This is a genomic window from Corynebacterium tardum, assembly GCF_046717785.1.
Classification (GTDB): Bacteria; Actinomycetota; Actinomycetes; order Mycobacteriales; family Mycobacteriaceae; genus Corynebacterium.
Map to the genome: position 1 here is coordinate 932515 of NZ_CP177104.1, position 23464 is coordinate 955978.

Sequence of the window (23464 nt, forward strand, 5' to 3'; positions counted from 1 at the left end):
AATTGTTATAGATTTCAGCTGTGAGTAGCCTGCCAGTGCTCGTAAAATCCGCCGCTATCTGCGTCATTTACGAAAATGCGGGAGAGGAAAGCGGTATAGGGGGAGGCGCTGGCATGGCGCTTATGCGGTGAAAGGGCGTGGACTTGTGCCCGTTTCGGTTTGACTCGCTGCGGAGATGTTACCAAAGTCAGGTCTATGACAGACTCGACCAATAGTGACAATGTAAAGGATGTGGGTTCCTCGCCCAGCGTTCCCAGTTCGCACACTGACCGCACAGACTACGAGACCGTCGACGAGCGCCTTGAGGCGGCGTCCGCCACGAGTCAGCTCCAGGACATGCTGTCCAACAAGGATTTCAATCCTGCGGCCGCCCCGGCCGTGGAGGAGCAGTACGACGAGGACGAGGAGTTCGGCCCTGGCGGCATCGACTCGCCCATTGATTGGGGCATCGTAGGTGTCGCTGGCATCCTGGTTGCCGCCATTGTGGCGTGGGGCCTTGCCGCTCCCGACAACTTTGGCTCTTTTGCTAGCGATGCTCTGAACTTCGTAGTCACTGACTTTGGTTGGGCATACGTGCTGTTCGGCACCGTCTTTGTGGTCTTCGTGATCTACATTGCCTCGTCCAAGTTCGGCACCATCCGTTTGGGCAACATCGACGAAGAACCTGAGTTCTCCACGGTGTCCTGGATTGCGATGATGTTTGCCGCCGGCATGGGCATTGGTCTGATGTTCTACGGCGCCTCCGAGCCGCTGAACTACTTCAAGAACGGCGTGCCGGGCCACGGCGAGCACGAGGTGGGGACTTCCATGGCCACCGCCATGTTCCACTGGACGCTGCACCCGTGGGCTGTCTACGCCATCGTGGGCCTTGCCATTGCGTACTCCACCTTCCGTATTGGCCGTAAGCAGTTGCTGAGCCAGGCCTTCGTGCCGCTCATCGGACAGCGCGCCGCCGACGGTGCGGCAGGCAAGATCATTGACATTCTGGCCATCTTTGCCACTGTCTTCGGTACCGCCTGCTCCCTGGGCCTGGGCGCTACCCAGATCCAGGCCGGCCTGCAGGCCTCCGGCATCATCCAGAACCCGTCCCAGGGTGTTGTCGTCGGCATCGTCCTGGTTCTGACCCTGGCCTTCATCCTCTCCGCCATGTCGGGCGTGGGTAAGGGCATCCAGTACCTGTCCAACGCCAACATGATCCTGGCAGCACTGCTGGCCATCTTCGTGTTCATCCTGGGCCCGACGGTTTCCATCCTTAACCAGATCCCGGGTTCCATCGGTAACTACCTGGCCAACTTCACCGAGATGATCGCCCGTACCGCGGAGTCCAACAACGGCACCGCCGGCGAGTGGCTGTCCACCTGGACCATCTTCTACTGGGCATGGTGGGTGTCCTGGTCCCCGTTCGTCGGTATGTTCCTGGCACGCATCTCCCGCGGTCGCTCCGTGCGCGAATTCTGCATCGGCGTGCTGCTGGTTCCGGCTGGCGTGTCCACCATCTGGTTCGCCATCTTCGGCGGCACCGCCATCCACATGGAGCAGAACGGTCAGTCCATCTCCGGCGACTCTTCCGAGCAGGAGCTGTTCAACCTGCTGCACAACCTGCCTGGCGGTTTCATCGCCGGCATCATCGCCGCCATCCTGCTGGCCACGTTCTTCATCACCTCGGCCGACTCGGCGTCGACAGTCATGGGCTCCATGTCCCAGTCCGGCGCCACCACCGCTAAGCCGTGGCTGTCCGCCGCGTGGGGCCTGCTCACCGCAGCTGTTGGCCTGACGCTGCTGCTGTCCAGCGAGGACTCCCTGTCCAACCTGCAGAACGTCACCATCGTGGCAGCGCTGCCGTTCCTCTTTATCGTAGTGGGCCTCATGTTCGCCATCTACAAGGATCTGAGCAACGACGTCATCTACCTGGAGTACCGCGAGTCGCAGGCCTTCCAGCGCAAGCTGGCCCGCGAGCGCCGTCTGCACCGCGAGTTCCAGCGCGAGCAGGCCTACAAGGCCCGCCGTCACCACCACAAGCACAAGGCTTAATCAGCCCGCGCTTGTCCGCTAGGCCCTAGAAGCCTAGCCTGCATCAATCACCCCCTCACTGTGTATACGGTGAGGGGGTGTTCGATAGAGTAGAGGCCATGACTGAGACAGTTGTCGTTAATGTTGCTTGGCCCTACGCCAACGGACCCCGCCACATCGGACACGTGGCGGGTTTCGGCGTTCCCTCCGATGTGTTCGCTCGTTTCCAGCGAATGCGTGGCAAGGACGTCCTCATGGTCTCCGGTACCGATGAGCACGGCACTCCGCTGCTGGTCCAGGCCGACAAGGAGGGCGTGACCGTCCGCGAGCTGGCGGACCGCTACAACCGGCAGATTGTTACTGACTTGGCCGGTCTCGGCCTGTCTTATGACCTCTTTACCCGCACCACTACCCGCAATCATTACGCGGTGGTGCAGGAGCTGTTCAAGGGGCTGTACCAGAACGGCTACATGATTAAGGAGACCACCAAGGGCGCTATCTCGCCCTCGACCGGCCGCACCTTGCCGGACCGCTACATTGAGGGCACCTGCCCCATCTGTGGCGCCGACGGCGCACGCGGAGACCAGTGCGATGAGTGCGGCAACCAGCTGGACCCGATCGACCTCATCAACCCCGTGTCCAAGATCAACGGTGAGACCCCAGAGTTCATTGAGACCGATCATTTCCTGCTCGACCTTCCCGCGGTCAAGGACGCCCTGGAGGAGTGGCTGAAGACCCGCGAGGACTGGCGCCCCAACGTGCTGAAGTTCTCCCTCAACCTGCTCGAGGATATGCGCCCGCGCACCATGACTCGCGATATCGACTGGGGCATCCCGATTCCGGTCGAGGGCTGGCAGGACAACGGCGCGAAGAAGCTCTACGTGTGGTTCGACGCGGTGATCGGCTACCTGTCCTCCTCCATCGAGTGGGCACACCGCACCGGCAACCCGGAGGCGTGGAAGCAGTACTGGCAGAACCCGGAAGCCCGCCACTACTACTTCCAGGGTAAGGACAACATCACCTTCCACTCCCAGATCTGGCCCGCCCAGCTGCTGGGATACGCCGGAAAGGGCGCCAAGGGCGGTGATCTGCACACCTACGGCGAGCTGAACCTGCCCACGGAGATCGTCTCTTCCGAGTACCTGACCATGTCTGGTTCCAAGTTCTCCTCCTCCAAGGGCGTGGTCATCTACGTCAAGGACTTCCTCAAGGAGTTCGGTCCGGACGCGCTGCGGTACTTCATCTCCGTAGCCGGTCCGGAGAATAACGACACGGACTTCACCTGGGATGAGTTCGTCCGCCGCATCAACAACGAGCTGGCCAATGGCTGGGGCAACCTGGTCAACCGCACGGTGTCGATGGCGTACAAGAACTTCGGTGAGGTCCCCGCCCCGGCCGCGCTGGAGCAGGCCGATACGGACATCCTGGCCTTGGCGGAGGAGACCTTCGCTACCGCCGCTGAGTTCCTGGAGCAGTCCAAGTTCAAGCAGGCCATGACGGCCATCATGCACGTGGTGGGCGAGGCCAACGCGTACGTCGCCGCCATGGAGCCGTGGAAGCTGGCCAAGGATGAGACGCAGCGCGAGCGCCTGGCTACCGTCCTGTGGACGGCGCTCCAGGTGGTCTCGGACTGCAACGTCATGCTCACCCCGTTCCTGCCGTTTACCGCGCAGAAGGTGCACGAGACGCTGGGACGAGAGGGCGAATGGGCAGCGCAGCCGCGCATCGAGGACGTGGTGGACGACATGCCCGTTGAGCTCGTCGGCGTGGGACTGCCGCCGGAGAACCACCCGTACCCGATCATTACTGGTGACTACTCCGCGCAGCAGGCCTCCTGGCAGCGCGTGGACGTTGCCCCGGGCACCCCGCTGCAGAAGCCGAAGCCGCTGGTGGCCAAGCTCGATCCGGAGCTGGGGGAGACCGGCCCCGAGTGGGCGCCTGTTCAGAAGTAGCCGCGGAGGCTAATAGTGTCCGCATCTACGGCGCGCAGGATCGCGCCCGCACTCGCATTTGCCGTCGTGTGTCTTACGGCGGTGAATCTGCGCTCCGGCATCGCCTCGGTGGCGCCGGTGTTGGGGCAAATCCAGGACTTCTTTGGTATTAGCTCCGGGCAGGCCGGCCTGCTGACCGCATTGCCGGGACTGTGCTTTGCCGTCATGGGGTTGGCGGCCGTACCGATTGCCCGCCGGTTGGGGCTAAGCCGCACCCTGGCGCTCGGCTCGGTGGCGCTTGTCGCGGGCTTGGCGCTGCGCCCCTGGGTGGGAAACTTTGCGCTCTTTGTTGCGCTCACCGTCTGCGTGGTGGCGGGCATTGCGCTGGCCAACGTGTTGCTTCCCGCGTGGGTGAAGCAACATGGCTCGGGCCGCTTTCTGGTGGCGCTGATGACCACCTACACCACCATGCTGGGCGTATCCAGCGCGGTGGGGCCACTATCTGCCGTGACCAGTAACTCGTGGCAGTCGGCGCTGTGGATCTGGTGCTTGCCGGCCGCCGCGCAGCTGGCGGTCTGGCTGGTTATCCTGCCGCGCGCGGGCAAGGACGTCGCGCACGGTGCGGTCGACGGTGCGGAGGCCCCGCGGCCTATCTACACGTCTGTGACCGCGGTGGCCATGCTGTTCTTCTTCGGGCTGCAATCCACCATGGCCTACGTCCAGATGGGCTGGTTGCCGCGCATGCTCGTGGAGAAGGGCGTGGGCGAGAACACTGCGAGCGTCGCGCTTGCCGTCATCGGCGTGTTCAACATTGTTGGCGGTGTGGTCATGCCGTGGCTCATCGCCCGCCTGGACCGCCTGGCGCCCGTGCCCGTGGTGCTGGCGCTGAGCACGTGCGCCGGCTGGGCCGGGGTGCTCTTGGTCGCGGAGCACGCCCCGCTGGTCTGGGCCACGCTGCTGGGCATCGGCGGAATGTGCTTCCCGCTCGCCTTGGCGCTGCTGACCGCCCGCACTCGTACCGCGCTGACGACGGCGCGCTTATCCGGGTTTGTTCAGCCGGGCGGCTATATCCTGGCCGGTCTCGTGCCGCTACTGGTGGGAATGGTGCGCGGTGCTACCGGAAATTGGAACGCCGTGCTCATCGGGCTCATGGCGCTCACGCTCGGCATGCTGGTCGCCGGCCTGCGGGCGACGAAGCACGTGTATATCGACGACGAGCTCGCCGGCGCCCACTAATAAGCCCGCTTCCGCTACCAGGGCACGCCCTGCTAGGAGCGGTCGAAATCGCGCTGCAGGTGCACCAGGCCCAGGCGCTGGCCGTCCTTGGTGTGGATGTTGGGCATCCGGCCGGTCTCCACAAAGCCGAACTTCTTGTGTAGCGCCAGCGATGCTTCGTTGGTGTCCACGATGTAGGTGATCATGGTCTGGACGTAGTCGTTGTCCTTGGCATGCTCCATGAGCGTGTCCATGAGCTCCCGGCCCACGCCTTTGCCGCGCGCGGACTCGGCGATGTAGATGGAGTCCTCCGCGGTGCCGTAGTAGATGGCGGGGGTGACGAACTGGAAGTAGGCGGCCCAGCCGACGACTTCGTCGTCGTGCACGGCGACGTAGACGGGGTAGTCGTCCTTGTCCATCTGGGCCAGCCACTGTTCGCGGTCTTCAACGGATTCCTGCCACGTCACCAAGTTCGCCGCGGGCTTCGCGGCGGAGGCGGCGTTATAGATGGCGGCGATCGCGGGGGCGTCGTCAAGCACTGCGGGACGAACGTGCATGATTCTCCTTAAACCATGAGCTGCAAATGGGTGGGGTCGAGCCAGCGCCCAGCTTTGCGGGTGACTTCCTGGAACGTACCTACACTGGCAAAGCCGAACTTTTCGTGCAACTTGATGGACGCCACGTTGTTGGCCACGATGAGTGCCAGCAGCGTATGGACGTTCTCCGCCGCGCGGGCGTGGGACACCAGGGCGTCGAGCAGGCGCGTGCCCACCCCGCGTCCCTGTGCCGCGGGGTCGAGGTAGATGGTGGTGTCGTAGCAGCCCACCCACACTTTAGGGTCGCGGTAGGGGTGGTAGAGCGCCCAGCCCAGATAGGTGCCGTCGTCGGCGCAGGCAATGAAACAGAGGCAGTTGTTGCGGCGCAGCTGGTGGAGGTGTTCCGTGCGCTCTTCCACGGTGGCGGGCTCGGTGCGAAAGTTGTAGGAAGACTACACTCGCAGCCATGTCCAAGAAGAAGCCACGCCCCACGCCCGTGCCCGCCGAGGGCCTGAGCCAGCTTATCGACGCCCACACGCACCTCGCCTCCTGCCGCGATGCCGACGCCGACCTCGTGGCCCGCGCGCACGACGCCGGAGTGGAGCGCCTAGTGACGGTGGGTGACGGCCTCGCGGAGGCCGAAAAGGCCTTGGCCGCAGCCCACGAGTTCGACAACGTGTTTGCCGCCTGTGCTATCCACCCGACGAAGGCCGGGGAATTGGATGCGCAGACCCGGGCACGCCTGAGCGAGATGGCCGCCGACCCGCACTGCGTGGCCATCGGTGAAACCGGCCTGGACACGTACTGGATCCATCACGAGCCGGAGACCACGGCACCCCTGGAGGTCCAGGAGGAAGCGCTGCGCTGGCACGCCGAGCTGGCAGCCAAGGTGGGCAAGACGCTCATGATTCATAACCGCGAGGCGGACGAGGAGCTCATGCGCATCCTGGGGGACTGCGCTGAGCCGCCGACGGTGATGCTGCACTGCTTCTCCTCGCCGCTTAAGGTGGCCAAACAAGCGCTGGAGCGCGGATTCGTGCTGTCTTTCGCCGGCAACGTGACCTTTAAGCGCAACGAGGAGATGCGCCGGGCCGCGGCATTAGCGCCGGCGGGCCAAGTGCTCATCGAAACGGATGCGCCGTATATGACTCCGGAGCCCTTCCGTGGTGCGCGTAACGAGCCGTCCCTCATAGGGCACACCTACCGCTGCGTGGCCGAGGCGCGTGGCCAGGCGGTAGAAGATCTGGCCGCCGAAGTTCAGGAAACCTTCGGCCGGGTATTCGGTGTGTGACGATCTTCACTTTGGGAAAACGCGCTGGCCACCGGTGGCGGGCGTGCCTGTTGTGACGAGAGTGTTGCCAGTGCATGCGGCGTGGGATTACTCCTCGATCGCTTGACGCTGTTACCGTAATGTTATTCAAAGTTGCCCGGCCCCTGTTACGGCTAGGGCGCGCGAATCTTCGCGCCTTCACCAGATGCCGGCTGAAAGCCCGGCTCTTATCGTTGCACAGAAGAGTAAGAGGTTTATGTCCCCGAAGAAGCAAATCAAGCGTATTAATCGCTCCCGCTCCTTGCCGCTGCGCGTGGCAACCGGCGGCGTGTTGGGCACGCTCGCCGTGGGCGGCGTCGTAGCCGCTGGCACTCAGAAGGACATCACGCTGGATGTCAACGGTGACACCACCACGCTGGCTACCTTTGCGGGCGATGTCAACGGTGCGCTGGAGGCCGCCGGCGTCAGCGTCGAGGGCGACGACGTTGTGTACCCGGCCCTGACTGAGAAGGTGGCCAACGGTGACTCCATCACCGTGCGCACCGCCAAGCCGGTCGCCGTGACCATCGATGGCGTACAGAAGCAGATGTCCTCCACCGACCTCACGGTGTCGGACCTGCTCAACGGCTTGGACGGCGTAGTGCCGGGTGCGGCGGTAACCTCCGGGGAGAAGGCCGTAGACGAAGACGAGGTGGTGACCGAAGGAATGGATATCGAGGTCGTCTCTCCCAAGATTGTCAAGGTCTCCGATGGCGGCCGTGTGTCCTACGCCAACGTGGCGGCTAAGGACGTCAAGGGCGTGCTGGAGGCCCGCGGCATCACCGTGGACAAGGATGACCGTGTCAGCCCCAGCCTGGACACCAAGGTCACCCCTGGCATGGCCATTACCGTGGACCGCGTCGAGGTGAGCGAGGAAGAAAAGACCGAGGACTTCGACGCGCCCGCTAACTACGTCGATGACCCGGAGCTGGAGGAAGGTACCGAGGAGGTCCGCGAGGAAGGCACCCCGGGCTCGCGCACGGTGACCCACAAGATTGTCAAGGTCAACGGCAAGGAAGAGTCCAACGACGTCATCAAGGAAGACGTCCACACCGAGCCCGTTGCCGCCCTCATCGCACGCGGCACCAAGCCGAAGTCCACCGCGCCGGACGTTGCTGCAGGGTCTGTCTGGGATTCCATCGCGCAGTGCGAGGCCACCGGCAACTGGTCCATCAACACCGGCAACGGCTTCTCCGGCGGCCTGCAGTTCACCCCGTCGACGTGGGCATCCTTTGGTGGCACCGAGTACGCGCCGGAGGCGTGGCAGGCCAGCCGCGAGCAGCAGATCGCCGTGGCTCAGAAGGTGCAGGCAGCTCAGGGCTGGGGCGCATGGCCCGCCTGTACCGCCAAGCTCGGACTGCGCTAAAGCTTCGTCAGCTTTGTCAGCTTTGTCGCGGCGCGTATTAGTCTGGAAGACATGACACAACCCCACCTGCTGGGCCCGGTGGAGATCCGTGAGCTCGCTGCCGAGCTCGACGTGACTCCGACGAAGAAGTTGGGCCAGAACTTCCTGCATGATCCCAACACGATCCGCCGCATCGTCGCCGCCGCGGAGCTCAGCCCCGAGGACCGCGTGGTGGAGGTCGGCCCCGGCCTAGGCTCACTCACTCTGGGCCTGCTGGGGGAGGTCGAGCACGTGACCGCCGTGGAGATCGATCCGCGCCTAGCACAGAAGTTGCCCGATACCGTCGCCAAGCGCGCCCCAGAGCAGGCTGATCGCCTGAGGTTGGTCCACAAGGATGCGCTAGCCGTCGAGCCGGGCGAGCTTGGTCAGCCCACCGCGCTCGTGGCAAACCTGCCCTATAACGTTGCGGTGCCGGTGCTGCTGCACCTGCTTGAGCTCTATCCCTCGATCCGCCGCGTGCTCGTCATGGTGCAGCTGGAGGTAGCAGAGCGCCTCGCCGCCGCACCGGGCAGCAAGGTCTACGGCGTGCCCAGCGTGAAGGCAGCCTTCTACGGTCCGGTGCGCCAGGCCGGCACGATTGGTAAGAACGTGTTTTGGCCAGCGCCCAAGATTGAGTCCGGCCTGGTGCGCATCGACTGCACCCACCCGTACGACGACGCGCTACGTTTGCAGCTCTTCGCGTTGGTTGACGCAGCCTTTGCGCAACGCCGCAAGACCTTGCGCGCGGCTCTGGCCGGGCACTATGGCTCCGCCGCCGCGGCCGAGGAAGCGCTGCGCGCAGCGGATATCGATCCGCGCCTGCGCGGCGAGAAGCTTGCGGTGGAGGACTTCGTGCGTCTGGCGGAGAACTCATGAGCAGCCGGTGGACTGCGCGCGCACATTCCAAGGTCAACCTGCACCTCGGCGTCGGTGACGCCCGCGAGGACGGCTTCCACGAGCTGGCCACGGTGTTCCAATCGCTGGAGCTGCACGACGAGGTCTCCTTCACCCCTGGCCCCGAGACCGAGATTGTGGTTACCGGCCCGCACGCCGCTGGTGTTCCGACCACGCCCGACAACCTGGCCTGGCGCGCGATCACTGCCGTGGCAGAGACCCTGGGCAAGCCGGATGCCGCCACCGGCACGCTGCGCCTGACTAAGAACATCCCCGCCGCCGGCGGGATGGCGGGCGGTTCGGCGGATGCCGCGGCAGCGCTACTCCTGGCCAACCAGGCCATAAGCGAAGAGATCGGCTGCGCCCCCGTGGCCCACAAAATCCTCTACCGCATCGCCGCAGACCTCGGCTCGGACGTGCCTTTTACGCTCATGGGCGGCACGGCCCTGGGCCGCGGCCGCGGCGAATTGCTTACGCAGATGCTGGCGCGCGGTCACTACACCTGGGCCATCATCACGAACGCGCAAGGCCTGTCCACCCCGAGCGTGTTCCGCAAGCTCGACGAGCTGCGCGCCGCCGGCCGCGGCAGCTCCCCGCACCTTGATACCGAGGCGGTGGGCAAGGCGCTGGTAAGCGGGAGCCCGCACGAGCTCGCGGCCGCGATGCACAACGACCTACAGGCAGCCGCGCTGTCCCTGCGCCCAGACCTACGCAAGGTCCTGGATACCGGAGAAGCCGCCGGCGCGCTCAAGGGCATGGTGTCAGGCTCGGGCCCGACGTGCGCCTTCCTCTGTGAGGATGCGGACACCGCCCACGAGGTGGTAGCCCAGGTGTGCGCCGATAACCGCGGCACCCGCGGACTGGTCACCACTGGACCCGCCAGTGGCGCAGCGTTGGTGGAGTAGTCCCTGGCCCGGTAGCGCTGATCTAGTTCTGGGGCATGCGCCGCGAGGCACTAAGATGGACTCTCGTTATGGCGAACCTCATTAACCTGGAAAACGTATCCAAGTCCTTCGGCCTCAAGACCCTTCTCAACGGGGTCTCCCTCGGCGTTCAAACGGGGGACCGGATCGGCATCGTCGGCGTCAACGGCGGCGGTAAGACCACCCTGCTGGAGGTCCTCACGGGGATCGAGCCACCGGATCAGGGGCGCGTGTCCCACAACTCGGACTTGCGCATGGCGGTGGTGACCCAGCGCTTCGAGCTGGACCCTGCCCTTACTATTTCCCAGGTCATTATTGAGCCGCTGGGCTTAGAGACCTTCGAGTGGGCGTCCAACGCCAAGGTCCGCGACGTCCTTGGCGGCCTCGGCATCGTGGATCTCGGGCTGGAGACTCCCGTGGGTTCGCTGTCGGGCGGTGAGCGTCGCCGCGTGAACCTGGCTGCGGCCTTGGTCCAGGACTTAGACATCGTGGTGCTGGATGAGCCCACTAACCACCTCGACGTGGAGGGAGTGCAGTGGCTAGCCCAGCACCTGCTGGACCGCAAGCTAGCCGTGGTCGTGGTGACGCACGACCGCTGGTTCCTGGACACCGTGGCCACCACGACGTGGGAGGTGCACGATGGCGTGGTGGATGCCTACGAAGGCGGCTACAACGACTGGACCTTCGCCCGTGCCGAGCGTGCCCGTCAGGCCGATGCCATGGAGCAACGCCGCCAGAACCTGGCGCGCAAGGAGCTGGCCTGGCTGCGCCGCGGTGCGCCGGCGCGAACCTCGAAGCCGCGCTACCGCATCGAGGCCGCTGAGGCGATCATCGCCGACGTACCCGCGCCGCGCGACAAGGTTGAGCTCATGGCCTTCTCCAAGCAGCGCCAAGGCCGCGTGGTGATCGAGCTGGAGGACGCCACGGTGACGACGCCGGACGGCCGTACCTTGGTGGACCACCTCACGTGGCGGCTGGCGCCGGGCGAGCGCATTGGTCTTGTCGGCGTCAACGGCTCCGGTAAGACTACTTTGCTGCGCGCGCTCGCCGGTGAGGTGTCGCTGGCTGCCGGCAAGCGCATCGAGGGCAAGACGGTGCGCCTGGGCTGGCTGCGGCAGGAACTCGATGACTTGGATCCGCAGCGCCGGCTTCTCGACGCCGTGGAGGACGTCGCCACGTACGTCCAGCTGGGCAAGAAAGAACTGTCGGCCTCCCAGCTAGCGGAGCGCCTGGGCTTTTCCGCCAAGCGCCAGCGCACCCCGGTGGGCGACCTCTCCGGTGGTGAGCGCCGCCGACTGCAGCTCACCCGCGTGCTCATGGCCGAGCCGAACGTGCTGCTTCTCGACGAGCCCACGAACGACCTCGACATCGATACCCTCCAGGAACTGGAGTCTCTCTTGGACTCCTGGCCGGGCACCATGGTGGTCATCTCGCACGACCGTTACCTCATCGAGCGTATTGCGGATAACACCTACGCCCTCTTCGGAGATGGCAGGTTGACGAACCTGCCCGGCGGCATTGAGGAGTATCTGCGCCGCCGCCAGCAGATGGAGGCCGGTGCCGGGCGCGGTCCCATTGACCTGGGAGAGAAGTCTCCGGCAGGGGAGGACTCGGCCGATGCCGCCGACTCGACCGACACTGCCGGCACTGCCGGCACGGCTCCCGCGAAGCGCCTGAGCTCTCAGGAGGAGCGCGAGATCACCAAGAAAATGAACTCCCTGGAGCGCAAGATGGCCAAGCTGGACGCGCAGACGGAGAAGCTCAACGCGCAGATGGCTGAGGCCGCAGAGAAGATGTCCTCCGGCGAGGGCGATTCCGCCGAACTGGCCCAGCTCGATGCCGATGTGAAGGCCGTGGCCGGCGAGCGCGAAGAGCTCGAGATGGAATGGCTCGAGCTAGGGGAGAAGCTGGAAGGCTAGCCAAAAAGCGCGGCGATACCCAGCATGGCAGGCAGGGAGAGAAACGTGGTGAGGAAGACCGTATCGCGCGCCACGGTTTCTCCCACCTGGTAGGTCGCGGCGTAGTTGTAGACGTTCTGCGCGGTGGGCAGCGCCGCCAGAATGAGCGCTGCGTACAGCTCGTTGCCGCCCAGACCCAGCGCCAAGCCAGCGGCGAGAGCGATGGCCGGCATGCCGACGAGCTTGAGTGCCGTCGCGGTCAGCGAAGGCAGACGGTCGTGGGCGAGGAGGCCCTCGCCCTTGAGGGACGCTCCAAAGCTCATGAGAATCATGGGAATGGAGGCGCCACCGAGGATTTCCAGCGGAGCCATGATGACCTCAGGCGTCTGCCAGCCCGCGGCGGAGACAATAAATCCCAGCACGGCTGCAACGACGACGGGGGCGGTAATGCCTGATACCACTGACTGTGTAACTGAACGCAGGCTCGTTCCCTGGGCGTTGAGGCCAGCAATGATGAAAGGGGAGAGCACCGCCATCTGCAGCACCAGCGCAGGGACGACAAAGGTGGCATCACCGATGACATAGGTGGCAATGGGAAGGCCGATGTTCACGGAGTTGTAGTAGCTAGAGGCCGCAGCACCAGCCATGGTCTCCGCGCCGCTGCGCCGGAAGAACAGCAGGCTCAAGAGCGCGTAGAGGCACATGGTGGCCACCGATGCGATCGCGATAACCGCCACCACGGGCGAGGCGAAGGCGGAGGTATCTGACTTCGCCACGCTGGAAAAGATCAGCGCCGGCGTCGCCGCCCAGAACGCCACCCGGTTGAACTGGAGTCGCGCTTCTCCTTGGCCAATCACGCCGCGGTGCGCCAGCACGAAGCCCACCCCGATGACCACGAAGATGATGGCAAAGCCTGTTAACACGTCCAGCACGAGTGACTTTCCTTTCGAAGTAGGGAGTTGCGGCAGCGAGTACAGCGAGTCAACGAGTAAAACAGCCCCGAAGAGGGCAAAACAACTCCGGAGAATAACAATGCCATATCGAATTCCCGGGCAGACAGTGAGACCGCTTCCCAGCTGCGGCGCAGGTGTGGCACGGTAGAGGTCATGAATGCATTCCGTCGTGTTTCCCGTCTCACTACTTCCGCTGTAGCCGCAGCCGTCGCGCTCAGCGGCGCCACCGCGGCCCAGGCTCAGGCCCAGGACCTCAATCAGCTGTCCTCCCAGGCAACCCAGCAGATCAACTCGCTGCAGATCGAGCTGCCGGCGCAGGCCTACGATCTGGCGCAGCAGTACAACGTGCAGCTGCCGGACTTCATCAAGAAGCCGACCCCGGCCGTTGCCGGTGAGTTGGTCACCGCCACCCACGATCACCTGATCAAGCAGGGCCACCACGATGACGCTAATGCCAAGAACATTGCGCAGGAGTGGGCTAACCAGGCCGCTGCCGGCCAGGTGACTTTTGAGGGCAACGCGGGCGATGGCCTGACCCACCTCGAAGAAGGCACCGGCAACATTTACAAGCTCACCGTGTCTGAGGCTCAGGACCGCGTTAACTGGCTCAACCGCGATGTGCCGGTGACGAAGTCTGACGGCACCGGCTTCGGCGTTGCCCAGTCCTTCGACGGCACCTACGTCTACGTGGCGGAGTACTTCTTCAACAAGTAGATAGCCACGCTACAACCTGCCTGTCGCGCCCCAGACCACGCATTTCCTGTGCTTGAGCCGGGGCGCAGCGCGTTTTCTACAGACGCGCTACAGTGGGCGGCATGATTTTGATCAACGTACAGTTCCACGTCAAGCCCGAATACGCTGAGACCTTCCTCGATGAAATCGATTGGTACACCTCCGCGTGTGCTGCTGAGCCGGGCTGCATTGACTTCAAGTGGTTCCGTGATCCGGAGGATCCCCAGCGCTACTTCCTGCTGGAGTCCTACGCTGACGGCAAGGATGTCGACCATGTCAATACCGACCACTTCAAGCGTTCCTGCGAGGAGCTGCCGAAGTACCTCGTGGAGACCCCGAACATCATCAACACCCACATCGACGGCAAGACCGAGTGGGACAAGATGGCTGAGTTCTCCGTTGAGTAATTCCGGCGGTCACCACACCGGCTAGACGCCTACACGAAGGGGCGCCGCACACAGTGTGCGGCGCCCCTTCTGTCATTTCCAGGTTTCGTTCCTCTGCCTTAGCCGCAGCGGGAGGTGAGGTTCTTGTCGTCGTTGACGTACTGCTCGAGCGCATCCTCGAAGGCGTCCGCGTAGAGACCCGCACCCTCGGGCATCGGGTGAATGCCGTCGTCGTAGACCATCTCGGGGTGCTCCTGAGCAATGCCGCACCAGTCGGCCACATAGACGTTGTCGTGCTCGCGGGCAGTGTCGATGATTTCCTGGCGTGCCGGAACCATCCACTCGCGGTCGCCGTTGGGCAGCGCCATGATGACGGTACGGTCGGGGCCGATGATGTCGAGCATTTCGTTCATCTGGTTGTCCAGGGACGCGCCGTTAGTGCCCAAACCAATGAGCACCGTGGAGCGCAGCTGGCCGGAGTCCTTGAGAGCCTGCAGAATCGGGATGACGGCGGTGTAGTGGCGGGAGATAGCCGCGTCGATGACGATGCCCGGGAACCTCTCATTCAGTCCCTCAGAGGCCGCGAGCATGACCGAGTCACCCACGGCGTTCATCTCGGCGCCGGTCGGCATCGCGCGCTTCGGCGCTGCCTCCGTGGTCGGCGGCTGCGTCGTGGACGGCGCCGGGGCAGCGGACTCGGCAGCCTGCTGATTCGACTGCGCCATGCGCTCCAGCTCCTGCTCCAGCTCCGTCTTATCGTTCGACGTCACTAGGCCGTAGCCAACTCCCACCAAGGACAGGATGACGAGCACCGGCACCAGCGGCCACATGGTTTTGCCAAAGCCTTCCTTGAGCTCGTGCAGCGTCGGGCGTGCCGCCCAGAACCCGCGCCACGTCTTGAGGTAGCCGCCGCGGCGGAAAGGGTTCTCCACGAATTGGTAGGAGATTTCCGCCAGCACGAAGGAGAGGGCGAGTGCAATGAGTCCGAGGACCCACCCGGGTGCGTCAAACAGCTCCCGCAGAATCATCACGACCGGCCAGTGCCAGAGGTACAGGGAGAAGGAGCGCTGGCCCAGCCACCGCATCACCCGGGTGCTGAAAATCCACTTCAGCGGGCCGGCCTCACGCACGGTTCCCCAGATCATGGCCGCGCCCAGAACACTGGTGAGGACCAAGCCACCGCGGTAGGTGAAGTCGAGGTCTGCACCCATCATGAACAGCTGCACAACGTAGGCAATCAGCGCCAGGGCGCCCACCGTTCCAGCGAGACGACCCTTGCTGCGTGTGGGCCAGGAATCCGCCCGCGGGTCGTTGGCCGGGGAGGTCAACAGGAAGGACAGGAGCGCGCCGATGAGCAATCCGAAGGCGTGGGTATCGGTGCCGTAGTACACGCGCGTGGGGTCCTCACCCGGCACGAAGAGCAGCGCCATAGCGACGGCAGAAGCCACAGCCAAGAAGATCGCTAGTGCACTAGGCAGGCGCTTGGGCTGGCGCCGCGAAATCACAAAGGCACCATAGGCCAACAGTGGCCAGATCAGGTAGAACTGCTCTTCCACGGCCAGGGACCAGTAGTGAGCGAAAACCTGTACCTCATTGGGGGCGAAGTACGTCTGGCTGGTGGCAATTTGCGTCCAGTTGTTGACAAAGAAGAAGGTGCCCAGGAACTGCTCGCGAATGCCCACGGCGAGATCGCCGCCAATGGCAGACACAATGGCCGTACACACAATGAGCACCACGAGCGCAGCGGGAAGGATGCGGCGGAAACGCCTGATCCAGAAGTCCTTGAGGCTGATGCGTCCCGAGACGTTGAATTCACGAACAAGCAGGGACGTAATGAGGAATCCGGAGAGGACGAAGAACATGTCCACGCCCAAGTAGCCGCCGGGGAGGAGATCACCAAAGAAGTGATAGATCACCACGGCCAGAACGGCGAGACCACGCAGACCGTCCAGTCCTGGGACCTGACGCAAGCGTGCGCGGCGCTCTCGCTTTACCGCCGCGGACTCCTTCGGCACAGCCAGAACGTCAGTGTGGTGGTGCGCTTCCGGTGGGGCAGCAGGTACCGCTGCGGGCTTGGCTGCCGGGGCTGGAGCGAATGCCTGCGGTGCAGCTTTAGGCTCTGTCGGTTGCTGGCGCGCAGGGTGGCGCTGTTCCCGCGTGGGCTTGGAGGCCTTGAGCTGCTTGGAGGACGGCGTTCCCACGGACTGGGAGCGTCGCGCGAGCGCCTGAGCGATCTCTTGGTCAGAGTGCGGCTTCTGTGCTGATGGCGTTGCCGGTGCCGCCTGCGCCGACTGTGCCGTGGGCTTGTGTCCCGACTGCGGCTGCTGCGGAGCTTGTCGCTGCTGTGGCGCTTGGCGCTGCTGCGGCGGCTGCTTGACCGACTGCTGAGCGGTCTTCGGCGCAGAATCCTGGCGGGGTGCAGAAGGCTTTTCGGACGCAGGCTTGTGCGGTGCGGGGCGCTGAGGCTGCTTCTGCTTCTGTGCGGGCGCAGGACGCTGTGCAGCCGGCTGCTGTGTCGCTGGCTTCGTGGTCGGCTCCTGCTTGGGGGCCGACTTCTTTGGCTCGGGGCGCTGTGAAGCACGTTGCGCGGCAGCTGCAGAAGCCGCGCTTGCCGACGCCACCCCGGCAGCACTCGCCGCCGCAGTTGACGGCTTCGGCTGTGGGCGCTGAGGCTTCTGCTGCTTCTGCGGGGCAGCTGGCTTTGCCGGGGTCTGCTTCGGGGCGGCTTGCTTGGGCTGCGGCTGCGACTGTGGCTGTTTGGGAGCCGGCTTCTGTGCCGGCTTCGCGGGTGTTGTGGCCTGGAGGCGCTGGGCCTTCTGCTGTTTTTGCTGAGCAGTTGGCTTTGCCGGGGTCTGCTTTTGAGCAGCTTGCTTGGGCTGCGCTTGTGGCTGTGGCTGCTTGGGTGCCGGCTTCTTCGGCTCTGGTCGTTGTGCTTGTGCCGGCTTCGCGGGCGTCGTGGCCTGGGGGCGCTGAGGCTTCTGCTGCTTTTGCTGAGCAGCTGGCTTCGCCGGGGTCTGCTTCTGAGCAGCTTGCTTGGGCTGCGTCTGCGACCGCGGCTGCTTGGGGGTCTGCTTCTGTGCCGGCTGTGCGGCCTTGGACTTCTGCGATCGTGCCGGGGTGGTGGAGGGGCGGGGAGTACGAACTGCGGAAGCGTCGCGGCGTGGCTTGCGTCGGGATGCAGGAGTGCCGCCGGGCTTGGGCGTCGTGGAATCGTCGCGAGTCTTGGCTAGCTTGGCTTTCTTCACGGCTGAAGCCTTGGGCAGGGCGCCGGGAACGAACTCCAGAGAATTGTCGCGGTCGCGGTGCGGCTTCGGTGCCGCAGGCTTGCGGGATGGGTGCGGTGCAGCCTTGCCGCTCTTTGTGGCGGCTGGCTTCGCAGAGGGCTTCTTCGCCGCCGGCTTCTGTGCGGCGGGCTTTTGTGTAGAGGGTGTAGCGCCCTTAGTCGGCGTCGACGCTTTAGCAGCAGGTTGTGCTGGGTTCTTCGCAGCGGTCTTCGCCGGGGTAGCCGCCGCGGTCTTGGCGGCTGCCGGGGCAGGGGTGGCCGGCTTTGGCGAGGGGGCCGGGCGCGTCGCGGATGTCGCCGGTTGCGTGGGGTGTTTTGTCGTCGGCTTCGTGCGCCTCAAAGGGCGAGGCAATATCGACTTCAAGAGGTTCTTCACAACTCACTCCACAAACGAGCATCCCGGGCACTGAACTTCGGTAATACTACTCCCCAGCCCAGTGAGGGACGCGAACGTGCTAGGTCTGCGTGTTAGAAATATAAGTATTAGTTGACGTCGGACTCGCCCAGTAGACGGCGCAGAACAACGCTGACGCCGTTGTCTGTATTTGCGGGGGCGATGATGTCCGCTACTTCCTTCAGCTGCGGGTGAGCATTCTCCATCGCCACGGCGGTGCCGGCAGCGCGAAGCATCTGCAGGTCATTGAGATAGTCACCAAAGGCCACGGTGCGGGAAATGGGGACGTCGATAAGCTCCGCCAACTGCGTGAGTGCTGCGCCCTTGTCCACATCACGCGCCATGACGTCGAGCCACACCTTGCCGGAAATTGCCACGTTGTCGTTCGGCACCGCCCGCGAGATAGGGCCATAGATGTGTGCTTCCGTGCCGGCCGCACAGAAAATGGCGATCTTGATGATTCCCGTGTTGGGGACCACGTCCAAGGAAGGGACCCACGTGACGGCCTTGTAGTACTTGGCAATCTCTGCGCGCGCGGTGGCGTCAGCGTCCTCGGCCACAAAGGCGGTCTCCGGGGTGCACAGCACGGTGGTGTGTGGCTCCGCGATGTCAGCCGCGGCGGCGCGAGCGGCGGCCACCGTGTCCTCATCAATGGGGGAGGTGGCAATGAGATTTCCAGCGTGGACCACGACGCTGCCGTTTTCTGCAATAAATGTGCCCCCGTTGGGGAACATGTCCTGCAATGTGGCCAGCTGGCGGCCCGAGGCCGGCACGAGCTCGCAGCCGCGCTGGGCGGCGAGGGCGGAAAGCTCGGGGAAGTCAGCGGGCAGCTGGCCGTGGGCGTTAAGAAGCGTGCCATCCATGTCGAGGGCTACGAGCTGAGGGAGCAAAAACACACCGTCCTGAACAGAAATATGAGGTAGCCGGAAGCTTTGTGATGTGGAACACTGGTGCGTATGACTACGACTGACCCAGTACTCGTTTCCGTACGTAACCATACCGGAGTACTCGAGCTCAACCGCCCGCAGGCGCTTAATTCCCTGAACCCGGAGATGATCAACATCATCCGTCGCGCCCTTGAATCATGGCGCGAGGATCCGGCTATCGAACAGGTGCTGATCCATTCCGCTAGCCCGAAGGCATTCTGCGCGGGCGGGGACGTTCGCCACGCGCGCGAGGGGATCGAGTCTGGTCAGCTCGAGGCCGTCGATGAATTCTTTGCCACGGAGTACCTCACCAACGGCGATATCGCGGAGTTTCCTAAGCCCTTCATCGCGGTCATCGATGGTGTGGCTATGGGCGGCGGATTGGGCATCTCGCTGCACGGCTCGCACCGTGTGGTCACCGAGCGTGCGTTTGCCGCCATGCCGGAGATGAACATTGGCTACGTCACGGACGTCGGCGTGGCATTTGCCGCCCAGCGCATGGTGGGCACCCGCGGGGTGGCCTCCCCAGGCTTGGCCAAGTTCTGGGGGTTGACCGGCTACCGGATGTACGCCGCGGACATGCTGTGGACCGGCGTGGCTACACACGTGGTCAAGGACGCCGGGGCGTTTATCGACGCCACACTTGCCCATGGTATCGATTCCGCAGTAGCGGAGCTTGCCCTCCCCGCGCCCGCCGAGCCCGCGCCGCTGGCGCAGGTCGCCCACGACCTAGAGGAGACCTTTGCGCTGCCCACTTGGGAGGAGATTTCCGCGGAGCTGGATAAGCGCCCGCAGATTGGCGGTGAGGTCCGCCGGCTGATGGAAAGAGCGTGCCCGGCGTCGGTGGTGGCGGCCAACGCACTCTTCGAGGCAGAGGCGCAGCTGGAGGACATCCGCGAGGCGCTGCTGCTCGAACTCAAGCTCGGCATGCACATGTACCGCCGCCCCGACTTTGCCGAGGGCGTGCGCGCAGTCCTCGTGGACAAGACCCACGACGCGCAGTTTGCCCCCGGTACTACCGCGGAGGTTGACCCGGAGGAGTTTCGGGCTGTCCTGAAGGCTTAGGTTGAACGCCTAGAACTGATTGCGCAGGCGCTGGTAGGCGGCGCGAGCGCGCTGTTCGTCCACGCCCGGCGGCACCGGTACCTCGAGCGTTCCTTGCGTGGCCGCAGGGGTGGGCGCGGGAAGGCGGAACGCTGGGGCGTCGGACAGCGCGAGCCCCTGGCGCGAATCCGGCAGGCGCACCGGAATGAGCGTCCACAGGTTGGTGATGGGCATGGCCAGCTGCGGCAGGCGGCTGCGGCGGGCGACGGCAATAGGAACGCGTGGGCGCAGTAGTTCCGGCACGGCGTGGTCATAGCCAAAGCGGCGCAGGTTGGCCGCGGCCGCTGCCGCGGGGCTGGCGGAGAAAGCACGGTCGGCCCAGGCCCAGGTAAACGTGTCGCCGCTGAGCGTGGCGATGAGATGGGACATGACCGTCACCGAACCATGCGCCGTGGTCACCACGGTGCGGGCCGAACCGGGATCGAGGTCCGCGGTGAGCTGCGGGAAGCGCGCCTCAAGGAAGAAGTTGTGCTCGGCGGCGAGGAAGTGCGCGTCAGCCAACACGTCGCGGGCAGACAGCCCGCCCGGCAGATCGGCGATATGGGAGCCGTCGAAAAGCGCCAGCGAATCCCGCTGCGCGGCAGGAATGCCCAGGTAGTTTGCCAGCCCCGCCACCGCGCGCCGCTCATCGACCATGCCGCTGTGCTTTTCCAAGCCGGCCAGGATGCTGGGGCGCGGATCCGGGTAGATGTCGAGGACGTCCACTGCCACGAGTGCCTCGTGTTCGCCCTGCGCCACCAGGACAGCGGGGCGATTGTCCACCAGGCGGCGCGCCAGGCCCCGCACGAGGTCGGAGTCCGGCTGCGGGGAATTTTGGGAGGAGTCTTTCAGGGCAGTTGCCCAGTGGAACTCGCCGTCCTTGAGAACGGCGAGGCGCAGGCCCTGAAAGTCGCTCACGCCGCGATCCGAAGTAATCCGGACCGTGGCAGCCTGGTCCAGCACGGAGGGGTCACTGGGGCCGTCGAAGTTGACCTCCACGCTGGTGACCCGGCCAAGGCGGTCTGAGAAGGCCAGATCCACCCCGGCTTGGATGAATGCGCAGTCCGAATAGGTGCTCATCGCGGTATCCATGACTAGTCTTAGCGGTCCTTAGTGGTCTCGGCGGAACGGGTGCTCAATCGCCTCCTCGTAGGCGGCAAGGAGGGCTTGGGTGGATTCTACCCAGGAGTACTTCTCCGCTTCGCGTCGAGCCGCATCTCCCATCGCCTTTCGCCGGGATGGATCGCGCAGAAGGCCCAGCGCGGCGTTCGCCCAGGCGGAATCGTCAGCCTCGTCTGCGATGAGGTGCCCGGTCACTCCCTCCTCGATGACAAAGGGGATGCCGCCGGCATTGGTGCCGATGACCGGCACACCGGATGCAAACGACTCCAGGGCCACCAGGCCTAGCGTCTCCGTGGCGGAAGGGAAAAGGAACACGTCGCCGACGGCGAAGGCCGCGGCTAGTTCCTCGCCCGACAGGTAGCCAGTAAAGACCGTGTAGGCGGGGTCGAAGGAGTTCCTGAGCTCCTCCAGGGAGGGGCCGTCGCCGACAATGGCCAGGCGGGCGTCGCTATGCTCGGCGCGTACTAGCTGCATGACGTGATTGAGACGCTCCAAGTCCTTTTCCTTGGACACGCGGCCGACATAGGTGAGCAGCGGTGCCTCGGGATTGCCGCCAGTGAGCCGCTCACGCATGGCCGCGGTGGCACGGGAAGGCTGGTAGGCCTGCGTGTCCACCGCCTTGGGCCACAGCTTCACGTTGCGGATTCCCACCGCACGCGCCTTGTCCACCATGGGGCCCGACGTGCACAGGTTCACCGCAGCCTGGTTGTGCAGGTACTTCAACGCGGCTTCCGTCAGCGGGCGGGTCCACCCAATGCCGAGTGCGTCCACGTACTCCGGAACGTTGGTGTGGAAGCTCGCTACCAGGGGAACGGCATCGCGCTGCGCGGCGAAGACGCCCAGGGCAGCGGTCCAGATCGGGTTCACCGCATGGATGACGTCCGGATCGAAGTCCCGGATCTCCTTAAAGAAAGTCCAGGAGGGGAGACCGAACTTGATTTCCGGGTACACCCACAGAGATAGGCTCGGAATGCGGGTGACCTCGAATCCGGCGTAGGTGGCCGGAGCCTGGCCCGTGGCGAAGATGCGGACCTCATGCCCGAGGGCAGCGAGTTGGTCCAGCGTGCGCGTGAGGCGCGTGACCACACCGTCGATTTTGGGGAGGAAGACCTCAGTAACAATGGCGATGCGCATGGAGGGACTTAAGCCTCCGCCGCGCCGGGCAGGCCCGCATGCTGCTGCTTGGTCCACAGGGACTGTGCTGGAATCTTGGAGCGGTCCGCGCGGTCGGCGTACTTGCGGGCAACTTCTTCGACCTCATGGAGCAAGCCTTCCGACAAGGTAGTGGGCTCAAGCCCCAAGGACAGGAACGTGTCATTGGATACGAAAAGCTCGTTTTCCGCGGACTCCTTGCGCGGATTCGGCACGTAGGCCACCTCCGCGCCAGAGATCTTGGACACCAGCTCGGCCAGATCGCGCACGCGGTGGGTTTCCGTCATCTGGTTGATGATCTTGACTCGGTCGCCGCGCTCCGGCGGGTTGTTGAGTGCTAGCTCGATGCAGCGCACCATGTCCCGGATGTGGATAAACGCGCGGGTCTGGCCGCCGGTGCCGTGGACGGTGAGGGGGTAGCCAATACCTGCCTGGATGAGGAAGCGGTTGAGCACCGTGCCGTAATCGCCATCGTAGTCGAAACGGTTGATGAGGCGCTCGTCGCGCGCGGTCTGCTCGGTGTGGGTGCCCCAGATAATGCCCTGGTGCAGGTCGGTGATGCGCAGCTCGTCGTTCTTGGCGTAGTAGGCAAACAGGTGCTGGTCCAGCACCTTCGTCATGTGGTAGACCGACCCCGGGTTGGAGGGGTAGAGGATTTGTTGCTCCACCACGCCGTTATCCCCGGTATCCACCTGGACGTCCAGGTAGCCCTCCGGGATCTTCATGCCGGCGGTGCCGTAGCCGTAGACGCCCATGGTGCCCAGGTGCGCAACGTGAATGTCCTGGTCGGACTCCACGATGGCGGCGAGCAGGTTGTGGGTGGCGTTGATGTTGTTATCCACCGTGTAGCGCTTGGTGCGAGAGGACTTCATGGAGTACGGCGCGGCGCGCTGTTCGGCGAAGTGCACAACGGCGTCAGGGCGCTCGGTGGACAAGAAATCCAGCAGGGCATCGTAGTCCTGCGCTACGTCGATGTTGCGGAAACTAATGGTCTTGCCGGTCACTTCATTCCACGCGGCAAGGCGTTCGTCGATGCCCACGATGGGGGTGAGGGACTCAGCACCCAGCTCCGTGTCGATAGCGCGGCGGGAGAGGTTGTCCACGATTGTAACCTCGTGGCCTTGGTCGGAGAGATAGAGGGAGGCGGGCCAGCCGCAGAAACCGTCGCCGCCGAAAATCGCTACCTTCACTGTTTGTTTTCTCCACATCACTTGGTCGGGGGGCATTACCTACGGCGCCTTGTGCTCCGCCGTTTTGCTCCCGGACAGAGGGGAGTGGGGCGATACAGAACTAGCCGCCGGATGTGGAAGATCCACGCCGCGGCGGCAGGCAC

The 23464-nt window shown here is 64.4% G+C and carries 19 protein-coding genes; 11 read left to right on the forward strand and 8 right to left on the reverse strand.

Annotation, left to right across the window (positions count from 1 at the left end; genetic code table 11):
• Positions 1-195: 195 nt before the first annotated feature.
• The 3 genes from ACLI1P_RS04565 (at position 196) to ACLI1P_RS04575 (ending at position 5177) form a co-directional block, all read left to right on the forward strand.
• Positions 196-2031 (forward strand): BCCT family transporter, encoded by a 1836-nt coding sequence (locus ACLI1P_RS04565; protein ID WP_411709523.1) that lies wholly within the window; start codon positions 196-198, stop codon positions 2029-2031.
• Positions 2032-2129: 98 nt separating this feature from the next.
• Complete coding sequence (metG, locus tag ACLI1P_RS04570) at positions 2130-3962, forward strand: methionine--tRNA ligase (protein WP_411709525.1); 1833 nt, start codon at positions 2130-2132, stop codon at positions 3960-3962.
• A gap of 15 nt (positions 3963-3977) precedes the next feature.
• A complete protein-coding gene (locus ACLI1P_RS04575; protein ID WP_411709526.1) occupies positions 3978-5177 on the forward strand; it encodes an MFS transporter in 1200 nt (399 codons plus the stop codon).
• A gap of 32 nt (positions 5178-5209) precedes the next feature.
• On the opposite strand, the gene ACLI1P_RS04580 is transcribed toward ACLI1P_RS04575, so the two are convergent.
• Together ACLI1P_RS04580 and ACLI1P_RS04585 are read right to left on the reverse strand one after the other, a co-directional pair.
• Positions 5210-5713, reverse strand: coding sequence for a GNAT family N-acetyltransferase (locus ACLI1P_RS04580; protein WP_296132041.1), 504 nt, complete (start codon positions 5711-5713; stop codon positions 5210-5212).
• A gap of 8 nt (positions 5714-5721) precedes the next feature.
• Positions 5722-6111, reverse strand: coding sequence for an N-acetyltransferase family protein (locus ACLI1P_RS04585; RefSeq protein ID WP_411709527.1), 390 nt, complete (start codon positions 6109-6111; stop codon positions 5722-5724).
• A 47-nt stretch (positions 6112-6158) separates the two neighbouring features.
• Between ACLI1P_RS04585 and ACLI1P_RS04590 the strand changes: the two genes are divergently transcribed.
• The 5 genes from ACLI1P_RS04590 (at position 6159) to ACLI1P_RS04610 (ending at position 12121) form a co-directional block, all read left to right on the forward strand.
• Positions 6159-6983 (forward strand): TatD family hydrolase, encoded by an 825-nt coding sequence (locus tag ACLI1P_RS04590; protein ID WP_411709528.1) that lies wholly within the window; start codon positions 6159-6161, stop codon positions 6981-6983.
• A 235-nt stretch (positions 6984-7218) separates the two neighbouring features.
• A complete protein-coding gene (locus ACLI1P_RS04595; protein ID WP_408930299.1) occupies positions 7219-8367 on the forward strand; it encodes a transglycosylase family protein in 1149 nt (382 codons plus the stop codon).
• 42 nt (positions 8368-8409) lie between these two features.
• Positions 8410-9261 (forward strand): 16S rRNA (adenine(1518)-N(6)/adenine(1519)-N(6))-dimethyltransferase RsmA, encoded by an 852-nt coding sequence (rsmA, locus tag ACLI1P_RS04600; protein WP_411709694.1) that lies wholly within the window; start codon positions 8410-8412, stop codon positions 9259-9261.
• On the forward strand, positions 9258-10184 hold the full coding sequence (locus ACLI1P_RS04605; RefSeq protein WP_411709529.1) for a 4-(cytidine 5'-diphospho)-2-C-methyl-D-erythritol kinase: 927 nt from the start codon (positions 9258-9260) through the stop codon (positions 10182-10184). The genes rsmA and ACLI1P_RS04605 overlap by 4 nt, the downstream gene beginning before the upstream one ends.
• A 68-nt stretch (positions 10185-10252) precedes the next feature.
• Positions 10253-12121, forward strand: a complete 1869-nt coding sequence (locus ACLI1P_RS04610) for an ABC-F family ATP-binding cassette domain-containing protein (protein WP_408930301.1) — start codon at positions 10253-10255, stop codon at positions 12119-12121.
• Here ACLI1P_RS04610 and ACLI1P_RS04615 read toward each other — a convergent pair.
• Positions 12118-13032 (reverse strand): AEC family transporter, encoded by a 915-nt coding sequence (locus tag ACLI1P_RS04615; RefSeq protein WP_408930302.1) that lies wholly within the window; start codon positions 13030-13032, stop codon positions 12118-12120. The two genes, ACLI1P_RS04610 and ACLI1P_RS04615, sit on opposite strands and share 4 nt — an antisense overlap.
• 174 nt (positions 13033-13206) lie before the next feature.
• Here ACLI1P_RS04615 and ACLI1P_RS04620 point away from each other — a divergent pair, with 174 nt between their 5' ends.
• Positions 13207-13767 (forward strand): hypothetical protein, encoded by a 561-nt coding sequence (locus ACLI1P_RS04620; protein ID WP_296132018.1) that lies wholly within the window; start codon positions 13207-13209, stop codon positions 13765-13767.
• Between the two features lie 101 nt (positions 13768-13868).
• Positions 13869-14192, forward strand: a complete 324-nt coding sequence (locus ACLI1P_RS04625; protein WP_408930303.1) for a putative quinol monooxygenase — start codon at positions 13869-13871, stop codon at positions 14190-14192.
• Between the two features lie 98 nt (positions 14193-14290).
• Here the strand turns inward: ACLI1P_RS04625 and ACLI1P_RS04630 are convergent, their stop codons facing one another.
• A complete protein-coding gene (locus ACLI1P_RS04630) occupies positions 14291-17794 on the reverse strand; it encodes an acyltransferase family protein (protein WP_408930304.1) in 3504 nt (1167 codons plus the stop codon).
• A 143-nt stretch (positions 17795-17937) separates the two neighbouring features.
• Positions 17938-18744, reverse strand: coding sequence for an HAD family hydrolase (locus tag ACLI1P_RS04635; protein WP_408930305.1), 807 nt, complete (start codon positions 18742-18744; stop codon positions 17938-17940).
• 60 nt (positions 18745-18804) lie between these two features.
• Between ACLI1P_RS04635 and ACLI1P_RS04640 the strand changes: the two genes are divergently transcribed.
• Entirely contained in the window at positions 18805-19839 is a 1035-nt protein-coding gene (locus tag ACLI1P_RS04640) for a 3-hydroxyisobutyryl-CoA hydrolase (RefSeq protein ID WP_408930306.1), read from the forward strand.
• Positions 19840-19848: 9 nt separating this feature from the next.
• Here the strand turns inward: ACLI1P_RS04640 and ACLI1P_RS04645 are convergent, their stop codons facing one another.
• The 3 genes from ACLI1P_RS04645 to ACLI1P_RS04655 are packed head-to-tail and all read right to left on the reverse strand — an operon-like array spanning position 19849 to position 23321.
• The gene (locus ACLI1P_RS04645) at positions 19849-20937 is read right to left on the reverse strand and encodes a DUF6882 domain-containing protein (protein WP_408930307.1); all 1089 of its coding nucleotides are present in this window, start codon (positions 20935-20937) and stop codon (positions 19849-19851) included.
• A 30-nt stretch (positions 20938-20967) separates the two neighbouring features.
• Positions 20968-22113, reverse strand: a complete 1146-nt coding sequence (locus ACLI1P_RS04650) for a glycosyltransferase family 4 protein (RefSeq protein ID WP_408930308.1) — start codon at positions 22111-22113, stop codon at positions 20968-20970.
• A gap of 8 nt (positions 22114-22121) precedes the next feature.
• Positions 22122-23321 carry an NAD-dependent epimerase/dehydratase family protein gene (locus tag ACLI1P_RS04655; RefSeq protein WP_408930309.1) on the reverse strand — a complete coding sequence of 400 codons (1200 nt, stop codon included), beginning with the start codon at positions 23319-23321 and terminating at the stop codon, positions 22122-22124.
• Positions 23322-23464 lie beyond the last annotated feature (143 nt).

Coding starts and splice junctions, on each gene's coding strand:
- ACLI1P_RS04605 (WP_411709529.1), top strand. CDS start 9,258: ATGAGCAGCCGGTGGACTGCGCGCGCACATTCCAAGGTCAACCTGCAC.
- ACLI1P_RS04610 (WP_408930301.1), top strand. CDS start 10,253: ATGGCGAACCTCATTAACCTGGAAAACGTATCCAAGTCCTTCGGCCTC.
- metG (WP_411709525.1), top strand. CDS start 2,130: ATGACTGAGACAGTTGTCGTTAATGTTGCTTGGCCCTACGCCAACGGA.
- ACLI1P_RS04650 (WP_408930308.1), bottom strand. CDS start 22,113: ATGCGCATCGCCATTGTTACTGAGGTCTTCCTCCCCAAAATCGACGGT.
- ACLI1P_RS04590 (WP_411709528.1), top strand. CDS start 6,159: ATGTCCAAGAAGAAGCCACGCCCCACGCCCGTGCCCGCCGAGGGCCTG.
- ACLI1P_RS04565 (WP_411709523.1), top strand. CDS start 196: ATGACAGACTCGACCAATAGTGACAATGTAAAGGATGTGGGTTCCTCG.
- ACLI1P_RS04645 (WP_408930307.1), bottom strand. CDS start 20,937: ATGAGCACCTATTCGGACTGCGCATTCATCCAAGCCGGGGTGGATCTG.
- ACLI1P_RS04580 (WP_296132041.1), bottom strand. CDS start 5,713: ATGCACGTTCGTCCCGCAGTGCTTGACGACGCCCCCGCGATCGCCGCC.
- ACLI1P_RS04595 (WP_408930299.1), top strand. CDS start 7,219: ATGTCCCCGAAGAAGCAAATCAAGCGTATTAATCGCTCCCGCTCCTTG.
- ACLI1P_RS04640 (WP_408930306.1), top strand. CDS start 18,805: ATGACTACGACTGACCCAGTACTCGTTTCCGTACGTAACCATACCGGA.
- ACLI1P_RS04620 (WP_296132018.1), top strand. CDS start 13,207: ATGAATGCATTCCGTCGTGTTTCCCGTCTCACTACTTCCGCTGTAGCC.
- ACLI1P_RS04625 (WP_408930303.1), top strand. CDS start 13,869: ATGATTTTGATCAACGTACAGTTCCACGTCAAGCCCGAATACGCTGAG.